14 protein-coding genes are annotated in these 15,691 nt (G+C 73.5%); 8 read left to right on the top strand and 6 right to left on the bottom strand.

Going from position 1 to position 15,691, the window contains the following annotated elements:
• Positions 1-93: 93 nt before the first annotated feature.
• Positions 94-675 carry a hypothetical protein gene (locus E3328_RS12125; RefSeq protein WP_135364905.1) on the bottom strand — a complete coding sequence of 194 codons (582 nt, stop codon included), beginning with the start codon at positions 673-675 and terminating at the stop codon, positions 94-96.
• Positions 676-819: 144 nt separating this feature from the next.
• On the opposite strand from E3328_RS12125, the gene E3328_RS12130 reads away from it, so the two are divergent.
• The 6 genes from E3328_RS12130 (at position 820) to E3328_RS12155 (ending at position 7,666) form a co-directional block, all read left to right on the top strand.
• Positions 820-2,190 (top strand): four-carbon acid sugar kinase family protein, encoded by a 1,371-nt coding sequence (locus tag E3328_RS12130; RefSeq protein WP_135364906.1) that lies wholly within the window; start codon positions 820-822, stop codon positions 2,188-2,190.
• Position 2,191: 1 nt separating this feature from the next.
• Complete coding sequence (gene pdxA / locus E3328_RS12135) at positions 2,192-3,316, top strand: 4-hydroxythreonine-4-phosphate dehydrogenase PdxA (protein WP_135364907.1); 1,125 nt, start codon at positions 2,192-2,194, stop codon at positions 3,314-3,316.
• Between the two features lie 140 nt (positions 3,317-3,456).
• Positions 3,457-3,702 carry a helix-turn-helix domain-containing protein gene (locus tag E3328_RS12140; protein ID WP_135364908.1) on the top strand — a complete coding sequence of 82 codons (246 nt, stop codon included), beginning with the start codon at positions 3,457-3,459 and terminating at the stop codon, positions 3,700-3,702.
• Between the two features lie 92 nt (positions 3,703-3,794).
• The gene (locus tag E3328_RS12145; RefSeq protein ID WP_135364909.1) at positions 3,795-5,462 is read left to right on the top strand and encodes an SLC13 family permease; all 1,668 of its coding nucleotides are present in this window, start codon (positions 3,795-3,797) and stop codon (positions 5,460-5,462) included.
• 60 nt (positions 5,463-5,522) lie between these two features.
• The gene (locus E3328_RS12150; protein ID WP_135364910.1) at positions 5,523-6,941 is read left to right on the top strand and encodes an APC family permease; all 1,419 of its coding nucleotides are present in this window, start codon (positions 5,523-5,525) and stop codon (positions 6,939-6,941) included.
• The gene (locus E3328_RS12155) at positions 6,938-7,666 is read left to right on the top strand and encodes a universal stress protein (protein ID WP_135364911.1); all 729 of its coding nucleotides are present in this window, start codon (positions 6,938-6,940) and stop codon (positions 7,664-7,666) included. Before E3328_RS12150 ends, E3328_RS12155 begins: the two co-directional genes overlap by 4 nt.
• 52 nt (positions 7,667-7,718) lie before the next feature.
• Here the strand turns inward: E3328_RS12155 and E3328_RS12160 are convergent, their stop codons facing one another.
• Entirely contained in the window at positions 7,719-9,941 is a 2,223-nt protein-coding gene (locus tag E3328_RS12160; RefSeq protein ID WP_135364912.1) for a hypothetical protein, read from the bottom strand.
• Between the two features lie 242 nt (positions 9,942-10,183).
• Between E3328_RS12160 and E3328_RS12165 the strand changes: the two genes are divergently transcribed.
• Positions 10,184-11,389 carry an inorganic phosphate transporter gene (locus E3328_RS12165; protein WP_135365717.1) on the top strand — a complete coding sequence of 402 codons (1,206 nt, stop codon included), beginning with the start codon at positions 10,184-10,186 and terminating at the stop codon, positions 11,387-11,389.
• 8 nt (positions 11,390-11,397) lie between these two features.
• On the opposite strand, the gene E3328_RS12170 is transcribed toward E3328_RS12165, so the two are convergent.
• Together E3328_RS12170 and E3328_RS12175 are read right to left on the bottom strand one after the other, a co-directional pair.
• Entirely contained in the window at positions 11,398-11,829 is a 432-nt protein-coding gene (locus E3328_RS12170) for a universal stress protein (protein WP_135364913.1), read from the bottom strand.
• 151 nt (positions 11,830-11,980) lie between these two features.
• A complete protein-coding gene (locus tag E3328_RS12175) occupies positions 11,981-13,282 on the bottom strand; it encodes a DUF7405 family protein (protein WP_135364914.1) in 1,302 nt (433 codons plus the stop codon).
• A gap of 154 nt (positions 13,283-13,436) precedes the next feature.
• Between E3328_RS12175 and E3328_RS12180 the strand changes: the two genes are divergently transcribed.
• The gene (locus tag E3328_RS12180) at positions 13,437-14,498 is read left to right on the top strand and encodes a hypothetical protein (protein ID WP_135364915.1); all 1,062 of its coding nucleotides are present in this window, start codon (positions 13,437-13,439) and stop codon (positions 14,496-14,498) included.
• A 170-nt stretch (positions 14,499-14,668) separates the two neighbouring features.
• Here E3328_RS12180 and E3328_RS12185 read toward each other — a convergent pair whose 3' ends face one another.
• Both E3328_RS12185 and E3328_RS12190 read right to left on the bottom strand, forming a co-directional pair.
• Positions 14,669-14,875, bottom strand: a complete 207-nt coding sequence (locus E3328_RS12185; protein WP_135364916.1) for a DUF8123 family protein — start codon at positions 14,873-14,875, stop codon at positions 14,669-14,671.
• 51 nt (positions 14,876-14,926) lie between these two features.
• Complete coding sequence (locus E3328_RS12190; protein ID WP_135364917.1) at positions 14,927-15,589, bottom strand: hypothetical protein; 663 nt, start codon at positions 15,587-15,589, stop codon at positions 14,927-14,929.
• Between the last annotated feature and the right edge of the window lie 102 nt (positions 15,590-15,691).

Consider the following 15,691-nt stretch of genomic DNA (forward strand, 5'->3'; position numbering starts at 1 on the left):
CCCCACGGCGAACAGCCGGCCCCTTGTCGTGGTACCCGGGCGAGGCGTTGTCCTCGCCGGCCATCGTCGGGCAGTGACTCGATACGCGGGCCGCTACGCGGTGTCCTCGGAGACGCGGTCGGCGAGGTAGATGTCGGCGTCGGGGTTCTGGTCGGCGTCCTGGACGATGTCGCCGCGGTCGCCGGCCGCCGCCAGCGCCTCTCGCGCGGTCGGGCGGTCGACTCGCCCCACGAGCTCCAGCGCCTGCAGGAGGGCCGGTTTCGGGACGCCCTCGCCGGGGCCGCCGAGTTCCAGGTCCGCGAGGTACTCCGGCTCCTCGTCCTGGATGAACCGGACGTACTCGGCGGCGTCGGTCGACCCGCCGAGCTCCTCGTGCCACAGTTCCGGGAAGAGGCTGATCCGGTGGTCGTCGACGGCGTCGCCGATCTCGTAGTAGCCGCCGCCTTCCCAGCGGTCGGCGTCGGTGGTGTGTTCGTCCACGTCCGCCAGGAACGCCTGCCTGTCGAAGGCGTAGTCGTCGCGGGCCGCCAGTTCCTCCGCGTACGCCTCGATGGTCCCGCGTTCGACGCCCGCGCCGTCGTGGTGGCGCTCGATCAGCTCGACCAGGTCGCGCCCGCCCATCGACTCCCCCTCGCGGACCGCCTCCTCGACGGCCGCCTGGTTCGGTTCGGTCACGTGGCCGGTTCGGCCCTCGACCGAATAAGCCGCCGGCCGGCGAGCGAATGGTGGGCGCCGGGCGCGGTCGCCGTCGGCCGACTCGCGGCCGACCCCGACGGGCGGACGGACGCGACTAAGTGCGAGCGGGCGGAACCGGGAGCAATGCGAAACGCGCTGGTCGTCGCCGACGACCTGACGGGGGCGACGGACACCGGCCACGGCTTCGCCGCGCGGGGCCGGGGCGTCCGCGTCCGCCGGTCGGTCGACGCCGACACTGCGGACGCTGGCTCCGGGGGCGACCCCGCCCCCGGGGCCGACCCCGTCTCCGAGACCGACGCCGACGTGCTCGTCGTCGACACCGACAGCCGCGACGCCGACCCCGGGACGGCCGCCGCGGCGGTGGCCCGCGCGGTCGAGACCCGCCCCGCCCCCCTCGTCTACAAGAAGGTCGACTCGACGCTGCGCGGGAACGTCGTCGCCGAGGTCGACGCGGCGCTGGCGGCCGCCGGCGCCGCCCTGGCCGTCGTCGCGCCGGCGTTCCCGGCGACCGGCCGCACCACCGAGGGCGGGCGCCACCTCGTCGACGGCACTCCCCTCTCGGAGGCTGGCTACGGCGTCGCCGAGTCGGACCTCCGGGGGCTGTTCGCCGGCTCGGAGTACCCGGTCGCGCGCCTCGACGGCGACACCGTCGACGCCGGGCCGTCGGCGGTCGCGGCCCGGCTGGCCGACCTCGCCGCGGCCGACCGCCCGACGCTCGCGGTCTGTGACGCCCGGAGCGACGGCGACCTCGACGCTATCGCGACGGGCGCGGCGTCGCTGGAGGCGAGCGCGCTGCACGTCGGGAGCGGCGGCCTCGCGGCCCACGTGAGCGTGCCCGGCGACCCGTCCGACCCGCCGCCGGACGTATCGACCGACCCCCGGCGGTCGGGCGTGCTGGGCGTCGTCGGGAGCGTCAACGAGCGGACGCTCGCCCAGCTGGAGGCGGTCGACGACGGGGCGGTCGTCGCCGTAGACCCCGCGGCGGCGGTCCGCGACCCGGCGTCGGCCGGCCGCGCGGCCGCCGAGTCGCTGGGGGCGCTGCTCGACTGGCACGGCCGGGCGGTCGTCACGGCCGCGACTGAACCGGACGACGTGGCCGCGGCCGAGCGGGCGGCCGGGGAGATCGCCGGGGAGGGGACGGCCGCCGACAGCCTCGCGGCCGACCGGGCGACCGGGGAGATCGCCGGGGAGGGGACGGCCGCCGACAGCCTCGCGGCCGACCGGGTCGCCGCGGCGCTGGCCGCCGCGGCGCGGGCGACCGTCGAGGCGTCTCCGCCCGCCGGGCTCGTCCTCACGGGGGGAGACACCGCCGGCACAGTGCTGGACGCGCTGGACGCGGGCGAGATAGCGCTCACCGGGGAGGCGGTCGCCGCGGGCGTGCCGGTCGGGGCGGTCGCGGACGGTCCCGCGGCGGGGACGCGGGTGGCGACGAAGGCCGGCGGCTTCGGGACGGAAAGGGTCATCCTCAACTGTCTGGACGCGCTGGGTCGGTAGCATGGAGCGACCGACCGTCGCCGTGACGATGGGCGACCCCGCCGGCGTCGGGGCCGAGGTGGTCGTCGAGGCCTACCCGAGGCTGTGCGACGCCGCGGTGCCGCTGGTCGTCGGCGACGCCGACGTGTTGCGCGCGGCCGTCGAGGTCTGCGGGGGCGACCCGGTCGTCGAGCCGGTCGACTCGCCGGCGGCCGCGGACGCCGACCCCGAGCGGATCCCGGTGCTGGACCTGGACAACGTTGACGCCGCCGACCTGACCTACGGCGAGGTCCGCGAGGCCTACGGCGCGGCGAGCCTGGAGTACGTCGAGCGGGCCGTCGAGCTGGCGATCGACGGGGCCGTCGACGCTATCACGACCGCGCCGATCAACAAGCAGGCGACCCGCTGTGCGGGGAGTACGTACGCCGGCCACACGGGGCTGCTCGCCGACCGCACCGACACCGACGAGTACGCGATGATGCTGGTCGAGGGGCTGGACAGCGTGGCGTCGGAGACGCCGCGGGCAGACGGAGCCGGCGACTCCGTCGACGGGGCCGCGGACGGCGGCGTCGACGCGGACCTGATCGTCACCCACGTCAGCACGCACGTCCCGCTGACCGAGGCGTGCAACCGCGTCTGTCGGGGCCGCGTCCGGACGACCGTCGACGTGACCCACGAGGGGCTTCGCGACCTGGGGATCGACGAGCCGACCATCGCCGTCGCGGGGCTGAACCCCCACGCCAGCGACGGCGGCATCCTCGGCGTCGCCGAGGGCAGCGAGATCGAACCCGCCGTCGCGGACGCCCGGGCCGACGGGCTGGACGTGGTCGGCCCCGAATCGCCGGACACCGTCTTCGCGCAGGCCGCGGGCGGCGCATACGACTGCGTGGTCGCGATGTACCACGACCAGGGGCACATCCCGATCAAGATGCTCGGGTTCGACAGCGACGACGCCGTCTCCGGCGTCAACGTCACCGTCGGCCTGCCGATCGTCCGCACGAGCGTCGACCACGGCACCGCCTTCGACATCGCCGGCGAGGGCGTCGCCAGCGAGGCCAGCATGGTCGACGCCGTCGACGTGGCCGCACGCATCGCCCGCAACCGGGCGGCGCGGGCGGACGCCCCGGGACCGGACGGGGACGACTGACTGCGGGGCTCCTCGCCACCACCGGCGACGCGCCCGGACCGGGCTCCGCCTGCCTCTCGCCGGACCGGGGACCCGCCCCGCCGGGTCGGCCGCCCCCGCTACCGCGGCACTTATCTTTCGGCACGCACCCATCGGAACCGATGGGAGAGCGGGCGCGACCCGACGTGGAAGCGATCTCCCCGGACGCCTGGCGACTGCTGCGGGTCGCGGCCGGCTTCAGCCAGCGCGACGTGGAACGGGAGGTCGACGAGGTCATGCAGGCGCATATCTCCATGCTGGAGAGCGGGACCCGCGCCCTCTCGGTCGACCGACGCGAACAGCTGCTGGACCTGTACGTTGCCGAACTCACCGCCGAACAGGTCGACGCGCTCGTCGAACACTTCTGAATCCCTGCGGCGAACGCTTCCGAGTTTGCCCGCCGACCCGGGTACCGGAAGGAAAATCATTAAGTATATCGTCGTCACAAGCCCGTGTATCAATGATACGAGGGCGTTTCAGCGGGAATCGCGGGACGTTACTGGTGTTCGCGGTCGCGGTCGTCGGGACCGCGGTCATCGCGTTCGGGCCGTCGCCGGCGGGGCTGAACCCGCGGGCGCAGTACGCGTTCGCGACGATGTTCTTCGCCGGGGTCCTGTGGGTGACCGGCGCCCTGCCGCTGGCGGTGACGGCGCTGTCGATCCCGGTGATGCTGACGGGATTCGGCGTCTACGCCGATCTCGACGCCGCGCTCAGAGGGTTCGCTGACCATCTCATCTTCCTGTTCGTCGCGGGGTTCATGCTCGCCAACGCCCTGCAGAAGTACGACATCGACCGGCGGATCGCCCTGTGGCTGATGTCGCGGATGGGGACCTCCTCGCGGCGGCTGGTCGGCGCGGTGATGATCGCTACCGCGTTCCTCTCGATGTGGGTGTCCAACACCGCGACGGCGGCGATGATGACGCCCATCGCGCTGGGCGTGCTCTCGCAGGTCATCGGCGCCGAGGGGATCGCCGCCGCCTCCTCGGCAGCGGAGGCGGCTATCGACGACATCGAGACCGACTCCGGCGCCGACGACGCCGCGACCGACGGCGGGGTGGCCGACGGCGAGACGATCGCCGGACTCGGGGCGGAGGACGGATTCACGAACCTCCAGATATCGATGCTGCTGGGGACGGCCTACGCCGCCAGCGTCGGCGGTGTCGGGACGCTCATCGGCACGCCGCCCAACGCCATCCTCGCGACCCAGCTCAACGAGCTGCTCGGCTACGAGATCGGGTTCGCACAGTGGCTGGCCATCGGGTTGCCGGTCGTCGTCGTGACGCTCCCGCTGGTCTGGTACCTGCTGACCTACCGGCTCTATCCCCCGCAGATCACGGACGTAGAGGACGCCCGCGCCGAGGCCGAGCGCTACCTCCGCGAGGAGGGGAGTCTCAGCACCCGCGGCCGCCGGGTCGCGGTCATCTTCACGGCGACGGCGGGGCTGTGGGTCGTCGGCGGGTTCGCCGACCTGTTCTCGCAGTACCTGCCGGCGGCCGTCGCGGTGACGCTGTTCGGCGGCGAGGGGACGAGCGTCTTCGGCGTCGACGGCCACCAGGGGCTACTCTACTACGTGATGGTCGGGATGGCCGCCATCCCGGCGCTGGTGCTGGCCGACACGATGGAGTGGGAGGAACTCGTCGACATCGACTGGGGGACGATCCTCCTGTTCGGCGGCGGCATCTCGCTGGCCGGCGGCCTCTCGACGACCGGCGCGACCGAGTGGCTCGCCGACTCCGTCTTCAGTTCGCTCACCGGCGCGCCGATCGTCCTCGTCGTCGCCGCAGTGGTCCTGCTGATCATCTTCCTCACCGAGATGACCTCCAACACCGCCACCTCCGCAATCGTCATCCCGCTGCTCATCGGCGTCGGGAGCGTCTTCGCGACGACGCTGGGTCTGCCCGAGGTCGCGTCCGCGGTCTTCCTCGCGACTAGCGGCGCCATCGCCGCCAGCTTCGCGTTCGCGCTGCCGGTTGCGACCCCGCCCAACGCCATCGTCTTCGGCAGCGGCTACCTCGAACAGCGCCACATGATGCGCGCCGGCGTCCTCCTCAACCTCGTGATGACCGCCGTCCTCACCGGGCTGATCTGGCTGCTATTCAAATTCGTCTGGCCGGCGGTCCTCTGGTGAGCGGTTCGACCCGCCAGTCCGGGGGTACACTCATCACTCCGGCGTCCGACATCGGGGCCTGTGAGTCCCGACGCCGAGGGCGGCGGCCGAAACGTCGAGGGCGAGGCGCCCGTGATCGAGGAGACGGTCGAGACCGACGAGGCGACGGTCACCGGCGACGCCGAACTGGAGCGGACGCTCGGGCTGAGCGGCGGCCTCGCCATCGGCATCGGGACGATGATCGGCGCGGGCATCTTCGTCTTCCCCGGCCTGGCGGCGGGCGAGGCGGGGCCGGCCGCCGCGGGATCCTTCGCCATCGGCGCGGTCGTGGCGCTCCTCGTGGCGCTCCCGACCTCCGAGCTCGCGACGGCGATGCCCAAAAGCGGCGGCGGCTACTACTTCATCTCCCGGGGGCTGGGGACGCTCGCGGGCACGGTCGTCGGCCTCTCGCTGTGGTTCGGCCTCGTGTTCGCCACGGCGTTCTACCTCGTCGGCTTCGGCTACTACGCCGTCGACACGCTCGCCGAGGTGGGCGTCGCGGTCGGCGACGGCCTCGCCGTCCCGATCGCCCTGCTGTTCGGCGCCGGCTTCACCGCCCTGAACGTCACGGGCACCGAGAACGCGGCCAAACTCCAGAACGGCGTCGTCGCGCTCCTGCTGTCGATCCTCTCTGTGTTCCTGCTGTACGGCGCGCTCGACGCGCTCGGGGTCGTCGGCGCGCCGAGCGCCCCCGAGCGGTTCATGCCGTTCGGTCCGGTACCGGTCCTGACGACCGCGGCGCTCGTGTTCACCTCCTACCTGGGGTTCGCACAGGTGGCGACCGTCGCCGGCGAGATGAAGCGACCGGGGCGGAACCTCCCGCTGGCGATGGTCGGCTCGGTCGTGATCGTCGGCGTCATGTACGTGCTGACGGTGTTCGTCGCGACGAGCGCGATCCCCAGCGGCGAACTGGCCGCCCTCGGCGAGACGGCGATGGTCGACGTGGGGCGGCACTACCTCGGCGGCGCGGGCGCGCTCGCCATCGTCTTCGGCGGGCTGCTGGCGACGATGTCCAGCGCCAACGCCTCGATCCTGAGCACCTCCCGGGCCATCTACGCCGTCTCCCGCGACGCCATCCTCCCGCGGTGGGCCAGCCGGATCAACCTCAAGTACGGGACGCCCCACGTCGCGCTGGGGCTGGCCGGCGGGCCGGTGCTCGTGCTCGTCGGGACGGGGGAGGTCGAGGTGCTCGCGGAGGTCGCCTCCTTCCTGCACCTGGTCCTCTACGGCCTGATGTGCGTCGCGCTGATCGCGCTCCGCCGGGACGAACCCGAGTGGTACGACCCGGACTTCCGGGTGCCCGGCTACCCCGTCGTGCCGGTCCTGGGCGCGCTGTCGAGCTTCGCGCTCATCCTCTTCATGCAACGGCTCTCCCAGGTCGTCGGGCTCGCCGTCATGCTCGCCGCCGCGGGCTGGTACTTCTATTACGCTCGCGGCGTTAGTCTCCGGGGAGCACTATGACCCGCGTCCTCGTGCCGCTGGCGATACTGGCGGGGGAGAGCGTCTCGCCGGGGCTGATCGACCTGCTCGGGACCGTCGACGTGACGGTGCTGGGCTATCACGTCGTCCCGGAGCAGACGCCGCCCGACCAGGCCCGCCTCCAGTACGAGGACCGGGCCAACGAGGCGCTCGACGACGTGACCGAGGAGTTCGCGGCCGCGGGCGGCGCCGCCGAGCGCCGCCTCGTGTTCACCCACGACCGCGAGCAGTCGGTCGAGCGCATCGCCGACGAACTCGACGCCGACGCCGTCGCGGTCAGGGGCGCGACCGGCCCGGTCGAGCGCCTGCTGGTCCCGCTGACCGGCGCGGTGGCCGCCGACCGCGTCACCGAGTTCGTCGTCACGCTCGTCGGCGACCGCGACGTCGACGTGACGCTGTTCGTCGCCACCGACGCCGAGGACGAGGCGGGCGAGACGGCGCTGGACGACGCCGCGGCGTCGCTGCGCGAGGCCGGCATCGACGTCGAGACGAGCCGCGCGACCGGGCCGCCGTTCGAGTCGCTCGTCGACGCGGCCGCCGGCCACGACGCCGTCGTCATGGGCGAGCGGGCGCCGTCGCTCAGGTCCTTCCTCTTCGGCGACGAGGCCGAGCGCGTCGCCGCGGAGACGGTCGGCCCGGTGCTGGTCGTCCGGCGCGGCGAGGAGGCGGCCGCGCCCGAGCGCGACCCGGACGCCGACGCCGCCTGAGCGCGAGGGTCCGACGACGGCTCCGCCTGACCGCGGTGCTGGAGCGACCGGCTCAGAGCTTCTCGGAGTCCCTCGCCTGTCTCGACCGCCGGTCGATCTGGTCGAAGCGGTTCTCGGCGGCGTTGGCCAGCCCCGGCGGGAGGTCGGAGCGCGCGGCTTCGAGCCGGTCGGTCGCCCGCTCCAGGCGGTCGGCCACGGCCTCGATGCCCGCGTCGGCCCGCCCGCGGTCGCCGGCCTCGGCGCGCTCGGCGGCCCGGTCGGCCGCCTCGGCGATGGCCGCCAGCACCTGCACGAGGCCGCGCAGGGCGTTGCCGGGACCGCCGCCACCCCCGCCGCCGTTGCCCTGTCCCGGCGGATCGCCGTCATCGTCGTCGCTGTCGCCGTCGTCGTCCCTGTCCAGTTCCGCGGCGACCTCGGCGCGGGTCTCCTCGGCCACGTCGGCGAGATAGCGGGCGAGCGACGCCTTGCCGGTCTCGGGGCGGTCGACCGTCACGCGCTCCACGTCGTCGTCGCCACCGCGACCGGGGTTGACGCGGACGGCGCCGACGGCGTCGTCGCTGTCCCGGACCTCCGTGGTGTAGGCGCCGCCGCGGTGGACGTAGACGGCGTCCGGGCCGGACAGCGGCGCGTCGTAGAGCCGCCCCGCGAAGTCGTCCTCGACGGCCAGGTCCGTCAGGTCGGCGTCGCTCTCGGCGGGGTCGACCGCGAGCTTCGTCGCGTCCTCGCGGGCGACCAGCGATATCTCGCCCCCGGCGCCCGCGAGCGTCACGCCGGCGGGCGCGTGGTCGCCGTCGTCGGTCGGGGCGTCCGTGGCGGTGTCCGTCCCCGCCGTCGTCTCGGTCCCGTCGGCGGTTCCCGTCCCGCCGTCGCCGACCGCGACCGTCTCGCTGTGGGGCGCGAGCCCGGCGCCATTGACGGTCACCCGATGCTCGCCGGCCGGCAGGTCCCGCACGGCGGCGACGCCGCCGAACGTCGGGACCGCGACGGGCTCGCTCTCGACGAGCGCGACCGCCTCGACCCGCGAGTCCCGCGTGGTAAGCCCCTCCCCGTCGGGCGCGTCGGGCGAGGGGACTGCCTCGACGGCGCGCGCGAGCAGCGTGTTCGCGGGCGCGGGGTCGCCGACGGCGTCGTAGCGGTCGGCGAGCGCCCGGCGGTGGGCGGGGTCGGAGATATCGTCGGCCGGGTTCTCGTAGCGCGTCTGGTCCCAGGGGACGCCCGGCGCCGTGAGGTGGCTCGCGACGGCGTCCTCGACCGGTCCGGGGACGGGGAACTCGAAGCTCAGCTGCGGCCCGGTGAACTCGGCGACGTGTTCCAGATCCGCCGTCGGTTCGAGGGCGTAGCCCACGTCGGCCTCGTCGGGCGCGTCCGCGGCGGGCCCGAAGACCAGGCCGGTCGACCGCTCGGGCACGTCCGTCGGCGGCGACCCCAGCGCGTCGTACGACCGGACGGTGTGGCTCTCCGGCAGGAGGTCGCCGGCCGCGACCGACGGGAGGTCCTCGTGTTCGTGGAGGGGGTCGCCGTCGAGTTCCGGGACGGCGAAGGGGAGCCGGCCGCCCTCGTCCCGCGGGAGCCCGTAGGCCAGCGGGAGTTCGGCCACGTCCCCGACGCCCTCGATGGCGCTGTTGGTGATGTCGGCGGCCAGGTCCGCGACCGAGAAGCGCTGGAACTCGTCGACGGCGTCGTTGACCGACAGCGCGCTGGAGTGCGACCCCAGCTCGGCGAGGACGGTCGGCCGGCGGTCCGGGTCGGGGTCGAGGTACTCGTTGTTCGGAACCCTGCGGGAGTGGGAGCTGGCGACGTAGAGCTGCGGGTCCGGCGCCGCCCCGGCCGTGTCGACGTAGACGTGGAGCACCTCCCAGTCGTGCCAGTGGAAGTTGGTGGTGAACTGGTCGAACGCCGAGTAGAACCAGTACTGGACGACCGCGAGCGGGGAGTCCTCGTAGGCGACGACGCTGTAGAAGACCGCGGGGTCGGGCGGGGCCTCGGGGTCGAACCGCTCGGTGTAGCCGTCCAGCGCGGCGAAGCCGTCGACGACCGTCTCGCCGTCGCGGTCGCGCTCGTAGGGGCGCGGGTCCGTCGGGAACCACCGCTCGGCGGCGTCGAAGTACAGCGTCGGCGCGAACCGCTCGGCGAGGTCGCGGGCGCGGTCGGCCGGGACGGGGGTGGTCGCCCCGTCGGCGCCGCGCTCGAAGGCGCCGCAGCCGGCCAGCGCGGCCGCGCCGGCGACCGCCCCCAGGACGGTCCGGCGGTCGACGACCGGCCCGTCGTCGGTCACCGTCTCACCGCCGAGCCGCGCCGGCCCGTCGGCGGCTCCCGCGTCGTCGTCCGGACGGTCAGCGGCCGCCGTCCCGCCGACGGGGTGGTCGGCGGTCGCGCCTCCGGGAATCGCATTGCCGGGTATTCGGACGGCGGCGGAAATGTCTTGTGACGCGGCCCGCCGCAGCGCGAACGTTTATTCGCGCACCGACACAACGAGTCCCACATGACCGGGTCGTCCGCCGACCGGGGGTCGTGAGCGTGGCCACCGTCGGCTTCTGGGCGCTGGTCGTCCTGGCGACGGTCGTGAGCCTCGGCACCGCCTGGACGCTGGGCGCCAACAGCAACTCCCCGCCCTTTGCCCCGGCCATCGGCGCCAACGCCATCTCGACGATGCGCGCCGCCTTCCTCATCGGCATCCTCGCCGCCCTCGGCGCGCTCACGCAGGGGGGCAGCATCTCCGAGACTGTGGGTGCGGGCCTCATCGACGGGGTCGCCATCACCTCGCTGGCGGCGACCGCCGGTCTGTTGACCGCCACGGCGTTCATGGCCTTCGGGGTCTACAGCGGCTACCCCGTCCCCGCCGCGTTCGCGACGACGGGCGCGATGGTCGGCGTCGGGCTCTCGCTGGAGGGCGACCCCGCCGTCGGGACCTACCGCCGGATCGCCACCTTCTGGGTGCTCGTGCCTCCCGTCTCGGGCGGGCTCGCCTACCTCACCGCCACGATCCTCCGCCGGGACGACATCCCCGAGACCGTCGGCGTCCCCCTACTGGCAGCCGTCGTCGGCGCCATCGTCGCCAACGTCGAGCTGAGCGTCATCCCCTCCGGCCCCGGCGCCACGCAGAACTCCCTGGCCGGCCTGGGGGGCGATATCGTCGGGCTGTCGCCGGTCGCCGGGGTCGAGCCGACGGTCGCCGTCGTCACCGTCGCGTTCGCCGCGGTGAGCTTCCAGTTCATCCGCCGGCGGACCCGGGAGTCGGTCGACAGCGGGATCCGGACGTTCCTCGTCGTCCTCGGGAGCGTCGTCGCCTTCTCCAGCGGCGGCAGCCAGGTCGGGCTGGCCACGGGGCCGCTCGAAAACCTCTACGGCGCCGAGCTGGGCCTGCCGAGCATCGTCCTGCTCGCGATCGGTGCGACGGGCATCCTCGGGGGCGCCTGGATGGGCGCGCCGCGACTCCTCCAGGCCACGTCCCGGGAGTACGCCTCGCTGGGCATCCGGCGGTCGATCGCCGCGCTCGTCCCGGGGTTCATCATCGCCCAGGTCGCCATCGCCCTGGGCATCCCCATCTCGTTCAACAACATCATCATCTCCGGCGTCATCGGCGGCGGGCTCGCGGGCGGGTCGGCGGGGGTTTCCCGCCGGAAGATCGGCGTCACCCTCGCCTTCTGGGTCGTCACCCTCGTCTCCTCGATCGCCGTCGGGTTCGGCCTGTACCGGGTGTTCGCGGTCGTTCTTGGCGGGTGAGGACCGCCTCACCGGACGACGGTCACGGTCACGGGCGCCTCGCCGACGACGGTGGTCGCGACGGTGCCGAGGAGCCGGCGGCCGATGCCGGAGCGGTCGCCGCCGTGGCCGCCCACGACGATCTGGTCGACGCCGCGCTCGTCGGCGGTCGCCAGGATGGTCTCGGCCGGGTCGCCGGTCTCGACGACGGTCTCGACGCTCCGGTCGGCCTCGGCGGCCCGGTCGCGGGCGCGGTCGACCAGCCGCTCGGCGCGCTCGCGGGCCTCCTCGCGACGGTCCTCGCCGGGTTCGAGGACACCGCCCTCGCTCATCGAGGCGTCGAGCGGCGTGACGACGTTCAGGACGGTGACCCGGCAGTCGAACGTCTCCAGCGCGTGGGCGAGCGCGTCGCCGGCCAGCGGCGACCCGTCCAGCGCGACGAGCACGTGCGAGGGTGCCATACCGAACGGAGTGGGGCCCGGCACAAGTATCCACGGCGCTCCGCGCGGACGGGGTCACCGGTCGCGAGGCGATGGATTCGCCGCGACGCCGAGCAGGGGAACGCTGACGGGGCGCTGCCGTCGGTGTGAGGTCGCTCCCTCTGTCCCGTCCTCAGTCGTCGGGCCGGGGGGTCGGCAGCGCCCGGTGGCGTCGCGGGGGGACGAGGAAGTTCCCCCGGCGACGGACGAAGATGTACTCCAGGATGCCGTTGTTGACGCGCTGTCGGACAGCCGGCGTGGCGGCCGCGATATCGGCGCCGTTCATGGCCTCCCGGACGCGCTCGAACTCGGAGACGCGGCGCTGCAGCGACGGGAAGTGGAGGCTCGCGACCGCCTGGTCGGAGCCGATGTCGTCGGTCGACTCGAAGTGGCGGCGCAGCAGCCGGACGTTCCCGTCGTCGTCGCGGTTGGCCCGCGCGGCCTTCTGGGCGTGGCCGACGCGGCCGGCCTCGCGCGCCCGCCCCTCGATATCGTCGAGGAAGCGGTCGATCCCGCTGTCGTCGCCGAGGTTCGCGCCGACGCCCTCGACCAGCCCCGCCTCGGCGTGGGCGGGGCTGAACAGCTCGGCGACGCGCTCGTCGTAGTCCTGCTCGCCGTACCAGTCGTCGAGCCGCTGGCGGAGGTTCGCGATCACCTTCGTCGTCCCGCCGGCGAAGGGGCCCTCCTCGATGGTGACGCGGTCCTCGGTCGCCTGGTTGCCGACGAAGCCCGCTTTGAAGCCCATGAACAGCGGCGACGCCTCGGGGACGGGGTTCGAGTCGGGGATGCCCGCGGCGTCTTGGCGGTCGGCGGGGAGGCCGGCGCCGACGAAGCCGGTGCGCCGGGAGTCGACGGTCGCCACGTCGGTCAGCCGCGCGTCGACGGACTCGCCGTTGACCGCCCCGCGGTCGCCGGTCAGCGCCTCGTCGGCCGCCAGCACCACGTCCGCGCGGTCGCTCGCGAGGTGGACGACGGCGTCCTGGGTGTCGAAGGTCGGGTCCTCGAACGCCGAGAGCGCCCGCGGTTCGGGGAGCTCGACCGACGACGGGAGGCCCCTCTCGAAGCGGTCGAAGTAGGCGGGGGAGTAGGCGACGGTGTGGAGCAGGCCGTCGGCGCTCCACTCGTAGGCGCGGTCGAGCGTCGACAGCGCGGTTTCGAGCGTCGCGCGGGCGTCCTCGCCCGGGGGACCGTCGCCGTCGAAGTCGACGTACAGGAGCACCTGGTGTTCGGGCAGCAGGGAGTTGCCGCTGTCGTCGCGGGGGACGTGGTCGCGCCAGGCGTGCTGGCGGGCGGGCTTGGCCTCGGGGTCGCCCGCGGGGACGGCGTCGCCGTCGGTCCGCTCCTGGCAGGCCGCCAGCGCGCCGGCGCCGCCGACGGCGACGGCCGCCCGGAGGAACGCCCTCCGCGGGAGGTCGCGGTCGAGGTCGGGGACCATGTGGGCCGATAACGAGCGGACCGAGAAGGGGGTTTCGGCCGCCGCCGGGCCGGGTCCCGGACCGGCGCGGGACCGCCGTTCCGAGGGGGGCCAGACGGCGCCGTATCGGCGGAATTGGTAATCATTATACGCGGGGCCGCCCGACCACCCGGGTATGCAACGACGAGCCGCGGCGATTTACTTCGTGTTCTTCCTCGTCATCGGGGCCGGGGCGTACGGCCTCATCCAGACGACGGAGGAACCGACGGTTTCACTGGAAGGTGACAACGCCTACTCCGCGGGCGACGAGGTGACGTTCGGCGACCGGACCTGGGAGGTCGCCCAGGCCGACACCGGCAACGGCGAGCTCGCGTGGGTCAACGAGTCGGCCGTCGTCACGACGACCATCGACAACGACACCGAGGTCCCGGTGACCGACGTGCGCTGGGACGACCAGTCGGCCCGCATGGAGCAGGTCTTCGAGGCCGGCTCGACCGTCCAGTACAACGGCAGCGAGTACGAGGTCGGCGTCAACGAGAGCGCGGGGACGTTCACCCTCGCGCTCGCGAGCGACGCGTCGGTCAACGAGAGCTACGGCGTCGGCGACACGGTGACCTACCGGGGCAACGAGGCGACGGTCACGAGCGTCACGGGCGAGGCGGCGACCATCGTCTGGGGCGGCCCGTACCTGCTGGTCGTCCAGGCGGAGGGCGTGGCCGACCCGACCGAGGCGACGTTCGTCGAGCAGCGCGACATCGGCGAGATGGTCGACGAGGACCCCGCGCTGTACAACGAGACGATCACGCAGGACGGCGTCCGGAAGGTCACCTTCCGCGCGAACGACACCAACGTCCCCGTCGACGAGTACTTCCCGCCGGTCGAGCGCCACACCGTCGCCGAGGGCGAGACGCTGACCTACCAGGGCAACGAGACGACCGTCGACGCCGTGACCAACACCAGCGTCGAACTCACCCGCCCCGGCCAGGAGACCGTCACCGTCGGCTTCACCGAGGGGTCGAACTTCACCGTCGCGGACACGCAGTACTTCGCGCACTTCCCGGACAACTCGTCGGTGTACTTCTTCGAGACCGCCGAGCGCTACGACGACTACGCGGCCGAGGAGAACACCGTCGAGTCGTACAACGACCGGATGAACGGCCTGTGGGGCATCGCGGAGATCAGCCTCGTCACCGCGATCGTCCTCATCGCCATCGCCTTCCTGCCCGTCCGGGGCTGACCGACCGCGACCGGTCGGTCACGGAGGGCCGCGGACGGCCGCCTTCGGGACGACCGCCTTCGAAACGACCCGTTTCGAGACGACGATTCTCCGACGCGACCAGACGGGACAGCGCCGGCGCTGTCGATGAGTGGGGGTGAAGCGACGTCGAGACGGACCGAGAAACGGGGTCAGTCGGCGCGGCTGAGCCAGACGAGGCCGGCGCCGACGCCGGCGGTCGCAACGGCGCCCACGACCTGCAGGGCCGAGGCGCCGACGCTGCCTTTCGTCGTCCAGGGGGCGCCGGCGAGCGTCGCCAGCGCGACCAGCACGAGCAGGGCGCCCACGGCGATACCGACCGGTTCCAGCCGGTCCTCGAAACGGTCCGTGACGTTCATACACTACCCCTCGCGGCTCACTACCGTAAGCTTCGTGGTTCGCGACGCCGCTCAGTCCGCCGAGCGGTCCGGGTCGTCCCCGGCTCCGGCGGACGGGTCTGACTCGTCGGCGGCCGCGCCGGTTTCGTCGGTATCTGTGTCGGTCGTTCCCGCGTCCGCCCCGACCGCCTCGGCGTCCGCCGCGGTGTCCGCGTCCACCCCGTCGTCGACCGACCCGCCGGCGACGCCGTCGGCGACCAGCTCGGCCAGCGGGCCGACGGCGACGTAGAGGCGAGCGGCGACGACGACCAGCGGCCCCAGCCCGAGCAGGAGGAAGGCCACGTCGTAGGCCCACGCGGCGTCGCCGAGCAGCGGCGTCACGGCCGCCGCCAGTCCGGCGTGGGCGACCAGGACCGCGGCGAGGACGACCAGCCAGTGGACGACCGACGCGAGGTGCTCGACGAGCTCGGCCGGCCCGTCGAGCGCGAGCCGCGTCAGCGCCGCCAGCGCGGAGGCGAGATACACCAGTAGCGCCACGGCGGCGAGCGTCGCGAGCGCGCCGACGACGGCGGCCAGCGTCACCGGCGTCCGCGGCACCAGCAGGTCCAGCCCGGGCAACAGCGACGCCAGCGCGAGCACGGCGACGAGCGCCCCCGTCCCGAGGACGATCCTGCTCGCCGATTCGACCGTGTCCGTTCCGACGGCGCTCCGGAGTCTGTCGGTGTCGAGGTTCATGGCTACGGGCGAGCCCAGGGGCCGCGACCGATTATAGGGCCCCGTTCGTGAACGCGGTTTTTCGCGAATTAAGCCGGTTTAACGGTTGTGGCGTCGGTCCGG

It is taken from the genome of Halosimplex halophilum, assembly GCF_004698125.1.
GTDB lineage: Archaea > Halobacteriota > Halobacteria > Halobacteriales > Haloarculaceae > Halosimplex > Halosimplex halophilum.

Bases quoted from the DNA above. Each gene is read 5' to 3' on its own strand.
- E3328_RS12130 (WP_135364906.1), top strand. From the start codon at position 820: ATGCGAAACGCGCTGGTCGTCGCCGACGACCTGACGGGGGCGACGGAC.
- pdxA (WP_135364907.1), top strand. From the start codon at position 2,192: ATGGAGCGACCGACCGTCGCCGTGACGATGGGCGACCCCGCCGGCGTC.
- E3328_RS12140 (WP_135364908.1), top strand. From the start codon at position 3,457: ATGGGAGAGCGGGCGCGACCCGACGTGGAAGCGATCTCCCCGGACGCC.
- E3328_RS12145 (WP_135364909.1), top strand. From the start codon at position 3,795: ATGATACGAGGGCGTTTCAGCGGGAATCGCGGGACGTTACTGGTGTTC.
- E3328_RS12155 (WP_135364911.1), top strand. From the start codon at position 6,938: ATGACCCGCGTCCTCGTGCCGCTGGCGATACTGGCGGGGGAGAGCGTC.
- E3328_RS12170 (WP_135364913.1), bottom strand. From the start codon at position 11,829: ATGGCACCCTCGCACGTGCTCGTCGCGCTGGACGGGTCGCCGCTGGCC.
- E3328_RS12175 (WP_135364914.1), bottom strand. From the start codon at position 13,282: ATGGTCCCCGACCTCGACCGCGACCTCCCGCGGAGGGCGTTCCTCCGG.
- E3328_RS12180 (WP_135364915.1), top strand. From the start codon at position 13,437: ATGCAACGACGAGCCGCGGCGATTTACTTCGTGTTCTTCCTCGTCATC.
- E3328_RS12185 (WP_135364916.1), bottom strand. From the start codon at position 14,875: ATGAACGTCACGGACCGTTTCGAGGACCGGCTGGAACCGGTCGGTATC.
- E3328_RS12190 (WP_135364917.1), bottom strand. From the start codon at position 15,589: ATGAACCTCGACACCGACAGACTCCGGAGCGCCGTCGGAACGGACACG.